Genomic DNA, 13,060 nt, shown 5'->3' with positions numbered 1-13,060 from the left:
TCTTCGGTGCAGCCGCGCTGCTGCTGGTCTGCGGCGCGCTGTCTTACGCCTTCAGCCCGGCACGGCCATCGCCCCCACCGCCGGCATGTGCCGGCCCGAGTGCCTAAAATCCCGGGATGATCTCCCGCGAACCCACCCTCGAACGCCTCGCCGTCGCCCAGCACCTGCTGCTGGAGCCCTTCGGTCTGGACGAATCCCACCTGACCCGCGCCCTGAACGAGATCAAGGCGCACAAGGTCGACGACGCGGACCTGTACTTCCAGTACACCCGCAGCGAGGGCTGGAGTCTGGAAGAGGGCATCGTGAAGACCGGCTCGTTCAGCATCGACCAGGGCGTGGGCGTGCGCGCCGTCAGCGGCGAGAAGACGGCTTTCGCCTATTCCGACGACATCTCCGAGGCGTCGCTGCTGGATGCAGCGCACACCGTGCGGTCGATTTCGGGCGTAGCCGGCACCGGACGCGTCCGGATTGCTCCTAAAAAGATAGCAAAAAGCCGCTCGCTCTACCCCGAGCTGGACCCGATCGCCTCGCTCGACAGCAACGCCAAGGTGGCGCTGCTGGGCCGGGTGGAGGCCCGCGCCCGCGCCAAGGACCCGCGTGTGGCGCAGGTCATGGCCGGTCTGGCCGCCGAATACGACGTGGTGCTGGTGGCCCGGGCCGACGGCACCATGGCGGCCGACGTGCGGCCGCTGGTGCGGCTGTCGGTGACGGTCATCGCCGAGCAGAACGGTCGCCGCGAGGTGGGCTCCGCCGGTGGCGGCGGCCGCTTCGGCCTGGCGTACTTCGACGACGCGCTGATCGGCCAGTACGTGGACGACGCGGTGCGCCAGGCGCTGGTCAATCTCGAATCGCGTCCGGCCCCGGCCGGCGAGATGACGGTGGTGCTGGGTGCGGGCTGGCCGGGCATCCTGCTGCACGAGGCCATCGGCCACGGGCTGGAGGGCGACTTCAACCGCAAGGGATCGAGCGCCTTCACCGGCAAGATCGGCAAGCGGGTCGCGGCCAAGGGCGTGACGGTGCTCGACGACGGCACCATCGCCGACCGCCGCGGCTCGCTCAACGTCGACGACGAGGGCAACGCCAGCCAGCGCAACGTGCTGATCGAGGACGGCATCCTGCGCGGCTACATCCAGGACTCGATGAACGCCCGGCTGATGGGCGTCAAGCCCACCGGCAACGGCCGCCGCGAGAGCTACGCCCACGTGCCGATGCCGCGCATGACCAACACCTACATGCTGGGCGGCGACAAGGATCCGCGGGAGATCGTCGCCAGCATCGAGAAGGGCCTGTACGCCACCAACTTCGGCGGCGGCCAGGTCGACATCACCAGCGGCAAGTTCGTCTTCTCGGCCAGCGAGGCCTACTGGGTCGAGAACGGCAAGATCCAGTACCCGGTCAAGGGCGCCACCATCGTCGGCAGCGGCCCCGAGTCGCTCAAGAAAGTCACCCTGATCGGCAACGACATGGCGCTCGACCCGGGCGTGGGCACCTGCGGCAAGGAAGGCCAGAGCGTCCCGGTGGGCGTCGGCCAGCCGACGCTGCGGATCGAAGGCCTGACGGTCGGCGGCACCGCCTAGGCTGCGGCCTCAGCTGCCGAAGCTCAGCAGCACGCCGTTGTCCGTGTAGGCCACGCTGGCCGGCACGGTGCCGCCGACCTGGACCGCCGAGAAGGTGCCGCTGCGCAGGCCGGTGCCCAGCACGGTGATGCTCTGGCCGGCCGTGGGCTGGAAGCCGGCGGCGAAGCTGATCCGCAGCGTGCCATCGAGCGTGGCGGTGCCGGTGCCGGATATCGTGCCGCCGCCGGCGCTGCCCAGCACCAGGTTCAGCGTGCCTCCGGCGCGCTGGGTGAACTGGCCGCCCAGCGTCAGCACCGCGTTCGGCGAGGTCTGCAGGCTGCCGCCCGACAGGTACACGTCGCCCTTGCCCAGCGCGCTGGCCGAGCCCGCGACCAGCGTACCGCCCTGCAATTCGGTGCCGCCGGTGTAGCTGTTGGTGCCCGCCAGCGTCAGCGTGCCCGAGCCCTGCTTGGTCAGCTTGCCGGCGCCGGCGATGTCGTTGCGCCAGGTGTCGGCGGCGTGGAAGCCCCCCTTGGAAGCGTCCATCGACACCGTGGCGTCGCCGTTGAAGGCGCCATAACCGTCGGCCGCGGCGGCCAGGTTCAGCCGGCCCCAGCCTTCGGCATCGCCCAGTAGCGGGTGGCCCGAGGCGACCGCGGTGGTCTTGAGCACGATGCGGCGCTGCGCGGCGTCCAGGTAGGGCAGCCGGGTTTCCAGCAGCACTTCGGCGCCTTTCGGCACTGTGGCGGTCGCGGTGGGGGCGGCGATGGGCGGGAAGCCGTAGGTCATGCGCTGCAGGAAGGCCGCGCGGTTGGCGGCGGCACCGGCCTGCGGGTCGGTGGCGTTTGTCGCGCCGTGGGCGAAGGCGTCGAGGCTGTTGGCATCGGTTCCGGTGCGGGCCTGCAGGTAGCTCTGCGCCTGGGCATAGGCGGCGTTCTTGATCGCCGCGTTCGCACTGTCGTTCAGGATCGCCGCGGCCAGCGCGGTGCCCATGATGCGGCCGCCGATCACGTCGGTCGGCGAATGCATGCCGGCGACGACGCGGTTCTGGCCGAGCTGCGACGCGCGGGTCAGCAGTTCCTGGTAGCGCTGCGGCACTGCGTAGGCCAAGGCGTAGGAGGCCAGGTAGGCGGCGTTGGTGTGGCCGCTCGGGAAGCCGCCGTCGGTCGCCGGCATGGTGCTGATCGCGGGGCGCAGCGCCGGGATCACGATGCCGGTGTCGTTCAGCCAGCGGAACGGCCGCTGGTACTGGTAGAAGCCCTTGGCCGGATTGGTCGAGGAAAAGTTGCCGCGCAGGGTGGCGATCAGGGCCACCACGCTGCCGAGTTGCGAGGTGGCGGTGCCGGCACCGTTGCCCGCGTCGTCGTACTTGACGGTGGTGGCGTCGGTCGCGACGCCCGCGATGGTGGTGGTGGCGCCCGAGCCGGCGACGAAGGCCTGCTGCAGCGGACCCAGGCCGCTCAGCACGCTGAAGTTCTGGCTGCGGCGGTCGTCGAGGTAGGCCGCGTCCTGCTCGGCCTGGGTGCGGCTGGCGGCGATCGTGCGGTTCTGCTGGATATTGGCCGCCAGGATCGGCGCGCCAACAGCGGTGGCCGTGCCGTTGTTGAAGCTGCTGCCGGGCGTCCACAGCGTCGAGAAATCCGACAAAAGGCGCAGGCTGGCGTTGGTCGCGACGGTGGTGTTGGCGGCGACGTTGGTCTGGTAGGTGTCGACGAACGCGGTCGCGGACGGCAGCGGCGCGGTGTCGACCGTGCCCAGTCCGCCCGGGGCGGCAGGTGCGGCGGGACTGTCGCCGCCCCCGCCACAGGCGGTCAGGGCGAAGGCGGCCGTCAGGGCCAGGGCGAGAGGATGGCGGGCGAAGTGGAAGGCGGGCATGGGAAAGCGATGGAGGGAAAGGACAGGGGCTCTGCCGGAAGGGTTGCGACACGCCTGGAGCGCGCGGCCGGCGCAATCTACGGTGGCCGCATGACAACGGCGTGAAGCGCGCGTGGGCTCGACGCCACATGCGCTGCGTGGGCGCTGTGCTACATTGGCCGCCATGCAAGCCCGCCGCCACGCCGCGTTTTATTTTTGGTTCCGTTCATCCGGCGGATCAGAGGCGCGCGCGTAAAGCACACATAACCCCTCCAGAAACCGCCGAAGCTGAAAAGCCCGGCGGTTTTTTCGTTTCGGGCCCCGAGTTTTCCAAAGCCGATCTTTCCCACGATTCCCAGGAGCACACCATGAATGCAGTCCCGACCCAAGCCTCCGCTCTTTCCAGCGAGCCGTGGTATGCGCACATCGACAAAACCAGTACCACCGACGACGAACGCATCAAGGACATCACCGTGCTCCCGCCTCCAGAACATCTGATCCGCTTCTTCCCGATCCGCGGCACGCCGGTCGAATCGCTGATCGCGGGCACCCGCCAGAACATTCACAACATCATGGCCGGCACCGACGACCGGCTGCTGGTGGTGATCGGCCCCTGCTCGATCCACGATCCGGCCGCCGCGATGGAATACGCCCGCCGCCTGAAGGCCGAACGCGAGAAGTACGTCGGCACGCTCGAGATCGTGATGCGCGTCTACTTCGAGAAGCCCCGCACCACCGTCGGCTGGAAAGGCCTGATCAACGACCCGTACCTGGACGAGAGCTTCCGCATCGACGAAGGCCTGCGCATCGCCCGCCAACTGCTGATCGACATCAACCGCCTGGGGCTGCCGGCCGGCAGCGAGTTCCTGGACGTGATCTCGCCCCAGTACATAGGCGACTTGATCAGCTGGGGCGCGATCGGCGCGCGCACCACCGAGAGTCAGGTCCATCGCGAGCTGGCCTCGGGCATCTCGGCACCGATCGGCTTCAAGAACGGCACCGACGGCAACATCCGTATCGCGACCGATGCGATCCAGGCGGCAGCCCGCGGCCACCATTTCCTGTCGGTGCACAAGAACGGGCAGGTCGCGGTGGTGCAGACCGACGGCAATCCCGACTGCCACCTGATCCTGCGCGGCGGCAAGGCGCCCAACTACGACGCCGCCAGCGTGCAGGCCGCCTGTGCCGACCTGGAGAAGGCCGGCCTGGCGCCCTCGCTGATGGTCGATTGTAGCCATGCCAACAGCAGCAAGCAGCACGAGCGTCAGCAGGTGGTGGCAGAAGACATAGCAGCTCAGATCACGGGCGGCTCGCGCGGCGTGTTCGGCGTGATGATCGAGAGCCACCTTCAGGCCGGCGCCCAGAAGTTCACGCCCGGCAAGGACGACGTGGGCGCTCTGGAATACGGCAGGAGCATCACCGACGCCTGCTTGGGTTGGGACGCTTCGCTTCAAGCGCTGCAGTTGCTGTCGGACGCGGTGCGCGCGCGCCGCGGTTGAGTGCATGGCGTCGGAGCGGTGGCAGGTACCGACGCTCTTGCGAGAGTCGGTATGTAAATGAAATAAACAAATATTAATATGATTTTTTCGTGATTATCGGCTTCGTGTGCCGATAGTTATGTTCGCGTTTTCTTGTTGTTTTGGTGGGGCTGCGTTGGATATTCGCCCGGCGATATTTAATCGTAAATATGCCGACAAAGCTTCATCAACCACATGGAACGAGCCGAACGACCATGAAACTCACACCCACTGCCAACACGTGCGACAGTCCTGCCCTGCGTTGCGATCCCGAATTCCCCAGCTCCTCCGCACAGACGTCACGGGCCCGGCCCTCTTTCCCGGCAAGTCCGGATTCCGGTCTATCGCTCCAGCGCCGTGCCGTCGGAGATACCGGCGTGCAGGCCACGCGGCCTCCGCGTGTGGCGTTGGCCTCGACCGCGACGTCCTCGCCAACGGCGCTACCCGAAGGCGCCTGGGAGCGTCTGCAAAATTTGCCGCCGTCGTTGTCGGGGTGCCTCACGCCCAGCGAACAGAAACTGGTGGCCGATACCATCGGCGAGCTGCGTCACCATGTCGAGGCGGGCCAGCTGAATTTCGTGCCGGTGTTCGGGCACTGGTCGCTGCGCACCGACAACCACCGCGTACTCGGCAAAGCCAGCCAGGCCGACGTCGTCGAGGGCCGCGACACGCTGCCTGCGTCCATCAAGGACTACGGCATGGATTTCGTCAGCAGCACGGTATTTCGCGGTACCCCGCGGCATCCGGGAGCGGTGGCTTCCATCACCGCGCGGATCGATGACCAGGTAGCGGGGATCGTGCTCAAGCTGCCTCTCGCCCGGGCAGAAGAACTCCTGATGGGCTTGCTGGAACGCGAACTCCTCTCCGAGGCCGACCTGCGCGCAGTGGCCGACGTGGAGGGCCAGCCGCGTTCGAATCTCATGTACCGCCCGGCCGTGCGGCCCGTGGTCCTGGACGACGGCAGCACGGTGCACGCGCTGGTGTTCGAGACCAATCCTCATGGCGCTAAATCCCTGAGCCGGGTATTCGACGATGCCGATGGTTTGACTCCACCGCGGCTGGCGTATTTCATGACGGCCCAGGGTGGCTTCGAACACGCTGGTCAGCGGCTCGGGGGCTCCAGTCTCGACTATTGGCGTGCCGGGATGCAGCTGCTCGAAAAATCGGGGATACGGCCTCCCGCCCTGCTGGGCGAGGCCTACGACATCGCCAGCACGTCCGAATCACTTCCGGAGCCGCTGGAGATGATGTGCGGAGCCGCCACCCCGCGGGGTAGCTGGCATGAACAACGCGACCGGCTTGCGCGGGCCGAGAGGAGCCTGCCGCAGGTCTACACCACCCTGCAGGCCCCCGAGGCCCAGGCCCGCCACCACCAGCACCAGGAGGCCATGGACTCCGCACTCACGCGCCTGCGCTCCAGTACGCCGGCCCTCCAGCGGCAGGCCGACGGAGCGGATTTCCGCGATGTGGTGGCGGACGCTTTGCCGCAGCTCCTTCGGGACATCGGTTTTCAGCCCGAAATCTATGCGGCGAAGTCCAAGGAAACGCTGGGCTACGGCCGGTACCTGCTGCACAGCGACACGACACCTGAAAACAATTTCTGCCTGCAAATATTCGCGTTCGATCCCACCCAGAAGACGCCGATTCACAACCATCCGAACGAATGTGCGTCCTTCATTGCGCTTGGACAGCTTCGGGAGCGTCTGTACGACGATGGAAAGAACGCAGTGAAGCGCGACGACAAACGGTTCGTCAAAAAACTTGTCGGGAACGAGCGGCCGCAAAGCTCGTGGGCGGGCTTCAACGCCCAGGAGCTGGACATCCCGCACAGCCTGAAGAACAAGAGCGACAGCCTTGCTGTATCGGTGCATTTGTACCGCGACATGGATGGCATCTCGGGAGGCGCGCAGGTCGCCGCCAAGGACCGCTTCGAGCGGATGCCATCCCAAGAGCCCGAAGTGGTGCAGTAAAGCTCTTGTCCGGCGTTCCGCGACTGCGTGCCGGGACGCCAGGGCGGGCCTCTGCCAGGGCGTCTCCAGAATCCCGGTCGCGCGGGAAACCGGCACAGGGTCGAGCCGGCCGGGCTCGGCGGCGCTGTCAGCCCGGCGCCCGCGCCTGCAGCGCCTGCAGCAGCCGCGCATGGATGCCGCCGAAGCCGCCATTGCTCATGCAGACGACCTGGTCGCCCGGCCGGGCGGCGGCGGCCACCTGCGCTACCAGGGCGTCGATACTGGCGGCGGTCCGGGCCCGGGCGCCTAGCGGCGCCAGGGCGGCGACGGCGTCCCAGTCCAGGCCGGCGGTATGGCAGAACGACAGGTCGGCGTCTTCCAGGCTCCACGGCAGCTGCGCCGCCATGTGGCCCAGTTTCATCGTGTTGCTGCGCGGCTCGAACACCGCCAGGATGCGGGCTGCTCCACCGGCGCCCTGGCGGCGGCGCAAGCCGTCGAGGGTGGTGCGGATGGCGGTCGGGTGGTGGGCGAAGTCGTCGTACACCGTCACGCCGCCGGCCGTGCCGCGCACCTCCATCCGGCGCTTGACGTTGCGGAATTCGGCCAGCGCCGCCGCGGATGCCGCAGGCGCGATGCCGACATGCTCGGCCGCCGCGATCGCCGCCAGCGCGTTGTACTGGTTGTGCACGCCGGTCAACTCCCAGGCGACATGCGCGACCCGCCGGCCGTGCTGCAATACGTCGAACGCATGCGGCTCGCCCGCGGCGGCGAAGTCGTCGCCGGGCGCGCCGAAGCGGCGCACTTCGCTCCAGCAGCCCTGGGCCAACACGGTGGCCAGGGCCGGCTCCTGTCCGTTGACGACCAGCCGGCCGCTGGCCGGCACGGTGCGCACCAGGTGGTGGAACTGGCGCTGGATCGCCGCCAGGTCGTCGAAGATGTCGGCGTGGTCGAACTCGAGGTTGTTCAGCACCGCGGTGCGGGGCCGGTAGTGGACGAACTTGCTGCGCTTGTCGAAGAAGGCGGTGTCGTATTCGTCCGCTTCTAGGACAAAGGCTCCCCGGCTTTTCAGGCGCTGCCGCGCCTGTAATTCGCCACCCCCTGAGGGGGAGGCCCCGCCTGCGCCAGGGGGACCCTGGCGTGGCTCGGACTGGGAGATGCTGCTGGATTCTTCTGCCTGGTTGGGCGGGTTGCCCAGCCGGGCGGATACGCCGAAGTTCTGGGGGACGCCGCCGATCAGGAAGCCGGGGGCGAGGCCGGCGTGCTCCAGGATCCAGGCGAGCATCGAGGTGGTGGTGGTCTTGCCGTGGGTGCCGGCGACGGCCAGGACGTGGCGGCCCTGGAGCACGTTCTCGGCGAGCCACTGGGGGCCGCTGGTGTAGCGGGCGCCGGTGTCGAGGATCGCCTCCATCAGCGGGAATGTGGGCGTGCCGTCGGCCAGCCGCGCGCGGCTGACGACGTTGCCGACCACGAACACGTCGGGCGCCAGGGCCAGCTGGTCGGCACCGAAGCCTTCGATCAGGTCGATGCCGAGGGCGCGCAGCTGGTCGCTCATCGGCGGGTAGACGCCGGCGTCGCAGCCGGTCACACGGTGGCCGGCCTCGCACGCCAGGGCGGCCAAGCCGCCCATAAAGGTGCCGCAGATGCCCAGAATGTGAATATGCATGGCGCGCGATTCTAAGAGCGGCTAACACAACCCAGCGAAGCGGTTCTGGCTATGCGCCGCATCGCAGACAGTACGAGTAGTACGACAAGGTGCGGCAACGACGCCAGAAGGGTTGTGTTAGCCGCTCTAAAGGTGAGGGTCCGAGGTGCGGCCAGCCGTTATCCCGCTTCGACCAGTAGCTATAAATTTAATAGCGTTTTCCCCTGTGCCGCAATCGGGCGTGGCGTCGCCGGCGCGGCGCGGCGGCGGCTTCGCGCGAGAATGCAGGCCCGCCCACCGAGGATCGTTATGGACACACCCAAAGCCGAGATTGCCGCCACCGCAGCCCGGCTGGTGGTGGAGGAAGGGCTGGAGTACGGCGCGGCCAAGCGCCGTGCCGTCAAGCAGCTGGGCCTGCCCGGCCGTTCCGCGCTGCCCGACAACGACCAGATCGAGGACGCGGTGCGCGAATACATCGACCTGTTCTGCGCCGACACGCAGCCGGCCGAACTGCGGGCATTGCGGGAACTGGCCGTCGTCTGGATGGAGCGCATGGCGCAGTTCCGGCCGTACCTGGCCGGCGCCGTCTGGCACGGCACGGCCACCCGGCATTCCGACGTCTATATCCAGCTGTTCTGCGACGACTGCAAGTCGGCCGAGATCGCGCTGATCGACCACCGAGTCGACTACGAGCCGCAGACCGTCACCGGTCTTCACGGCGAGCCGGTGGAGGCGCTGACGCTGGCCGCCCGCTGCACCGAATTGCAGACAATGGTGGGAGTGCACCTGCTGGTCTACGACCTTGACGACATGCGCGGCGCGCTGCGGCCCGATTCAAAGGGCCGCTCGCCGCGCGGCGATGTCGCGGCGGTGCGGGCACTGCTGGCGCAGACCGGCTGACGCGCATTCCCTATATTCTGTTTCCCCGCATGACCGACCCGACCGACCGCCCATCGCCCACCGACTCTCCTGCCGGCGCAAGCACGGTCCCGGCACGCAAACGCCGTGGCCTGCTCGTGGTAGCCGCAGGCGGCGTGGCGGCTTTGACGGGTGCCGCGGTGTCGTGGCGGCACTGGATGCCGGGCGAAGCGGCAGGCGGCGCCGACGACGCGGCGGCGCTGTGGCAGCAGTCGTTCGAAACGCCGACCGGCGCGCCGCTCGACATGGCGGCGTTGCGCAACCGACCGCTGCTGGTCAACTTCTGGGCGACCTGGTGCCCCCCCTGCGTGGAAGAGCTGCCGATGCTCGACCGCTTCCACCGCCAGCAGGTGGCCGGTAACGGCTGGCAGGTGCTGGGCGTCGCGATCGACCAGCCGTCGGCCGTGCGGCGGTTCCTGCAGACGACGCCGGTGCGGTTTCCAGTGGCGATGGCCGGCATGCAGGGCACCGACCTGGCCAGGACGCTCGGCAACGATGCGGCCGGCCTGCCCTTCACCGTGGCCCTCGACAAGGGCGGTCGCGTGCTGCACCGTAAAATGGGCCAACTCAGCCAGTCCGATCTGCAGCGCTGGTCCGCAGCGTAGAGAGGGTCGGCACCCCTTCGAATACGGCCGAGGCATTCATAAACCTCGGCCGCTTTACGAGAAATTGAGGGGCAAAGCGCGCGGTATCTCCAAATTGGAGTAAATTCGCGCTCTATTTTTTACAGGCAGCTTACATCTGCCGGCTGGAGCATTCATGGATTTGCGCAAACTGAAGACCCTGATCGACCTGGTCTCCGAATCGAACGTTTCCGAACTCGAAATCACCGAAGCGGAAGGCAAGGTCCGCATCGTCAAGGGTGGCGGCGCGGTCGTCCAGCAGTTTGCCATGCCGGCACCGGTGGCCGCGCCCGCTGTCGGCCCCGCCCCGGTCGCGCCGGCCCCGGTGGCCGTCGAGCCCGACTTGCCGGCCGGCCATATCGTGAAGTCACCGATGGTGGGTACGCTCTACCACGCCGCCAGCCCGGGCGCGAATTCGTTCGTCGAGGTCGGCAGCCAGATCAAGGAAGGCGACACGATTTGCATCATCGAGGCGATGAAGATATTGAACGAGATCGAGGCCGACAAATCGGGCATCGTGACCCAGATCCTGGGCGAGAACGGCCAGGCCGTCGAATACGGTCAGCCCTTGTTCGTGATCGCCTGAGCCGGGTCCGCCTAGATGTTTAAGAAGATCCTAGTTGCCAACCGCGGCGAGATCGCCTTGCGGGTCCAGCGTGCCTGTCGGGAAATGGGCGTCACCGCCGTGATGGTCTATTCGGAGGCCGACAAGGACGCCAAGTACGTCAAGCTGGCCGAAGAGGCGGTCTGCATCGGCCCGGCCGCCTCGTCCAACTCCTATCTCAACATGCCGGCGATCATTTCGGCGGCCGAGGTGACCGATGCCGAGGCGATCCACCCCGGCTACGGATTCCTGAGCGAGAACGCCAACTTTGCCGAGCGGGTCGAGAAGAGCGGCTTCCAGTTCATCGGCCCCACGCCCGAGTCGATCCGCATCATGGGCGACAAGGTGTCGGCCAAGCAGTCGATGCTCAAGGCCGGAGTGCCCTGCGTGCCCGGCTCCGAGGGCGAACTGCCCGACGATCCGGTGGTGATCAAGCGGATCGCCAAGTCGATCGGCTATCCCGTCATCATCAAGGCCGCCGGAGGCGGCGGCGGCCGCGGTATGCGGGTGGTGCACACCGAGGCCGCGCTGATCAACGCGGTGCAGATGACCAAGGCCGAGGCCGGTGCCGCGTTCAACAACCCGGCGGTGTACATGGAGAAGTTTCTCCAGAACCCGCGCCACATCGAGATCCAGATCCTGGCCGACAAGCACCGCAACGCGGTGTACCTCGGCGAGCGCGACTGCTCGATGCAGCGCCGCCACCAGAAGGTGATCGAGGAAGCGCCGGCGCCGGGCATTCCGCGCAAGCTGATCGAGCGCATCGGCGAGCGCTGCGTGGCTGCTTGCAAGAAGATCGGCTACCGCGGCGCCGGCACCTTCGAATTCCTCTACGAGAACGGCGAGTTCTACTTCATCGAGATGAACACCCGGGTGCAGGTGGAGCATCCGGTGACCGAGCTGATCACCGGCGTCGACATCGTGAAGACGCAGATCATGGTCGCGGCCGGCGAAAGGCTGCCGTTCACCCAGCGCCAGATAGAGCTGCGCGGCCATGCGATCGAATGCCGGGTGAACGCCGAGGATCCCTACAAGTTCACCCCGTCTCCCGGCCGGATCACCACCTGGCACGCGCCGGGTGGCCCGGGCGTGCGGGTCGATTCGCATGCCTACAGCAACTACTTCGTGCCGCCGAATTACGACTCGATGATCGGCAAGATCATCACCCACGGCGACACCCGCGAGCAGGCCCTGGCCCGCATGCGCACCGCGCTGCTGGAGACGGTGATCGAAGGCATCAGCACCAACATCCCGCTGCACCGCGAACTGCTGCTCGACGCGCGTTTCCAGGAAGGTGGCACCAACATCCACTACCTGGAAGAGTGGCTGGTACAGCACAAGCGATGAGGACGCCTCCCCCCCGAAGCGCCTGCGGCGCCTCCCCCTCGAGGGGGCGCTACCTGCGGCCCGGCGAAGCCGGCTCCGCGGTTGCTCTGACGAAAGCACTGCATGTTTGAGATTCGGCTGCTCGTTCCCGAGGACCGCGTGGAGCCGGTCAGCGATGCTCTGGAGGCGCTCGATGCGCTGTCCGTCAGCGTCGAGGATGCCGATGCGCAGACCGATGCCGAGCAGGCCCTGTTCGGCGAGCCCGGCATGCCGCCGCCGAAAGACGGCTGGCAGCGCTCCCGGGTGATCGCGCTGTTCGCCCAGGACGCCGATGCCCGGGAACCGGCCACGCTGCTGTCGGCCCAGGATTTCTTCGCCGACTGCCAGGTGCTGGAGATCTCCGAGGTGGCCGAGCAGGACTGGGTGCGCCTCACCCAGTCGCAGTTCGCGCCGGTTGAGATCACACCCGATTTCTGGATCGTTCCCACCTGGCACGAGCCGCCGGCCGCCGCGCGTCACGTGATCCGGCTGGATCCGGGCCTGGCCTTCGGCACCGGCACCCATCCGACGACCCGCATGTGCCTGCGCTGGATCGCTCGCCAGGCTGCGCCGTTGGGCCGTGTGCTCGACTACGGCTGCGGCTCGGGCATCCTGGCGATCGGCGCGTCGCGCTACGGCGCGTCGGAGATCGACGCGGTCGATATCGACGAGGCTGCGGTGCAGTCGACTCTGCAGAATGCGGCCGCCAACGCTGCAGCGCTGCAGGCCGGCCCGCCGACACAGGCGCAGGGCGTCTACGGCACCGTGCTGGCCAACATCCTGGCCACGCCACTCAAGGTGCTGGCGCCGCTGCTCTGCGCCCATGTGGCGCCCGGCGGGTCGCTGGTGCTCGCCGGCATCCTGGCACGCCAGGCCGAAGAGTTGAAAGCCGCCTATGCGCCGTACCTGGCGCTGTCGGTGGCCGATACCGAAGACGGCTGGATCCTGATGACCGCGCGACGCGCACCGGCTTGAGCACGACGCGGACTCGGGGCCGGACACGCCTCGGCAGCTGCCTAGAATCCGGGCTGC

General features: G+C 67.7%; 10 protein-coding genes. 8 read left to right on the top strand and 2 right to left on the bottom strand.

What is annotated here, in order from left to right:
• Nucleotides 1-116: 116 nt before the first annotated feature.
• The gene (tldD, locus tag DFQ15_RS04330; RefSeq protein ID WP_110464799.1) at nt 117-1,577 is read left to right on the top strand and encodes a metalloprotease TldD; all 1,461 of its coding nucleotides are present in this window, start codon (nt 117-119) and stop codon (nt 1,575-1,577) included.
• Between the two features lie 9 nt (nt 1,578-1,586).
• Here tldD and DFQ15_RS04325 read toward each other — a convergent pair whose 3' ends face one another.
• A complete protein-coding gene (locus tag DFQ15_RS04325; protein ID WP_110464798.1) occupies nt 1,587-3,431 on the bottom strand; it encodes an acid phosphatase in 1,845 nt (614 codons plus the stop codon).
• A gap of 347 nt (nt 3,432-3,778) precedes the next feature.
• Here DFQ15_RS04325 and DFQ15_RS04320 point away from each other — a divergent pair, with 347 nt between their 5' ends.
• Both DFQ15_RS04320 and DFQ15_RS04315 read left to right on the top strand, forming a co-directional pair.
• Nucleotides 3,779-4,909 carry a 3-deoxy-7-phosphoheptulonate synthase gene (locus tag DFQ15_RS04320; protein ID WP_110464797.1) on the top strand — a complete coding sequence of 377 codons (1,131 nt, stop codon included), beginning with the start codon at nt 3,779-3,781 and terminating at the stop codon, nt 4,907-4,909.
• Nucleotides 4,910-5,328: 419 nt separating this feature from the next.
• Nucleotides 5,329-6,897: a gamma-glutamylcyclotransferase gene (locus DFQ15_RS04315; RefSeq protein ID WP_233504273.1), complete on the top strand. Its 1,569-nt coding sequence runs from the start codon at nt 5,329-5,331 to the stop codon at nt 6,895-6,897.
• A 127-nt stretch (nt 6,898-7,024) separates the two neighbouring features.
• On the opposite strand, the gene mpl is transcribed toward DFQ15_RS04315, so the two are convergent.
• A complete protein-coding gene (gene mpl / locus DFQ15_RS04310; RefSeq protein ID WP_110464795.1) occupies nt 7,025-8,539 on the bottom strand; it encodes a UDP-N-acetylmuramate:L-alanyl-gamma-D-glutamyl-meso-diaminopimelate ligase in 1,515 nt (504 codons plus the stop codon).
• Nucleotides 8,540-8,827: 288 nt separating this feature from the next.
• On the opposite strand from mpl, the gene DFQ15_RS04305 reads away from it, so the two are divergent.
• The 5 genes from DFQ15_RS04305 (at nt 8,828) to prmA (ending at nt 13,003) form a co-directional block, all read left to right on the top strand.
• A complete protein-coding gene (locus DFQ15_RS04305) occupies nt 8,828-9,418 on the top strand; it encodes a hypothetical protein (protein WP_110464794.1) in 591 nt (196 codons plus the stop codon).
• Nucleotides 9,419-9,447: 29 nt separating this feature from the next.
• On the top strand, nt 9,448-10,041 hold the full coding sequence (locus tag DFQ15_RS04300; RefSeq protein ID WP_110464793.1) for a TlpA family protein disulfide reductase: 594 nt from the start codon (nt 9,448-9,450) through the stop codon (nt 10,039-10,041).
• 154 nt (nt 10,042-10,195) lie between these two features.
• The gene (accB, locus tag DFQ15_RS04295; RefSeq protein ID WP_110464792.1) at nt 10,196-10,645 is read left to right on the top strand and encodes an acetyl-CoA carboxylase biotin carboxyl carrier protein; all 450 of its coding nucleotides are present in this window, start codon (nt 10,196-10,198) and stop codon (nt 10,643-10,645) included.
• Nucleotides 10,646-10,660: 15 nt separating this feature from the next.
• Entirely contained in the window at nt 10,661-12,010 is a 1,350-nt protein-coding gene (gene accC, locus DFQ15_RS04290) for an acetyl-CoA carboxylase biotin carboxylase subunit (protein ID WP_110464791.1), read from the top strand.
• A 102-nt stretch (nt 12,011-12,112) separates the two neighbouring features.
• Nucleotides 12,113-13,003: a 50S ribosomal protein L11 methyltransferase gene (gene prmA / locus DFQ15_RS04285; RefSeq protein ID WP_110464790.1), complete on the top strand. Its 891-nt coding sequence runs from the start codon at nt 12,113-12,115 to the stop codon at nt 13,001-13,003.
• Nucleotides 13,004-13,060 lie beyond the last annotated feature (57 nt).

Origin of the sequence: Xylophilus ampelinus (genome assembly GCF_003217575.1) — a bacterium.
Taxonomy (GTDB): Bacteria; Pseudomonadota; Gammaproteobacteria; order Burkholderiales; family Burkholderiaceae_C; genus Xylophilus; species Xylophilus ampelinus.
Note: the sequence above shows the minus strand (reverse complement) of the source record. Positions and strands in the feature narration are given on the sequence as shown.

What these genes read in the sequence shown, in the direction of transcription:
- tldD (WP_110464799.1), top strand. Translation starts at nt 117, where the DNA reads ATGATCTCCCGCGAACCCACCCTCGAACGCCTCGCCGTCGCCCAGCAC.
- DFQ15_RS04325 (WP_110464798.1), bottom strand. Translation starts at nt 3,431, where the DNA reads ATGCCCGCCTTCCACTTCGCCCGCCATCCTCTCGCCCTGGCCCTGACG.
- DFQ15_RS04320 (WP_110464797.1), top strand. Translation starts at nt 3,779, where the DNA reads ATGAATGCAGTCCCGACCCAAGCCTCCGCTCTTTCCAGCGAGCCGTGG.
- mpl (WP_110464795.1), bottom strand. Translation starts at nt 8,539, where the DNA reads ATGCATATTCACATTCTGGGCATCTGCGGCACCTTTATGGGCGGCTTG.
- DFQ15_RS04305 (WP_110464794.1), top strand. Translation starts at nt 8,828, where the DNA reads ATGGACACACCCAAAGCCGAGATTGCCGCCACCGCAGCCCGGCTGGTG.
- DFQ15_RS04300 (WP_110464793.1), top strand. Translation starts at nt 9,448, where the DNA reads ATGACCGACCCGACCGACCGCCCATCGCCCACCGACTCTCCTGCCGGC.
- accB (WP_110464792.1), top strand. Translation starts at nt 10,196, where the DNA reads ATGGATTTGCGCAAACTGAAGACCCTGATCGACCTGGTCTCCGAATCG.
- accC (WP_110464791.1), top strand. Translation starts at nt 10,661, where the DNA reads ATGTTTAAGAAGATCCTAGTTGCCAACCGCGGCGAGATCGCCTTGCGG.
- prmA (WP_110464790.1), top strand. Translation starts at nt 12,113, where the DNA reads ATGTTTGAGATTCGGCTGCTCGTTCCCGAGGACCGCGTGGAGCCGGTC.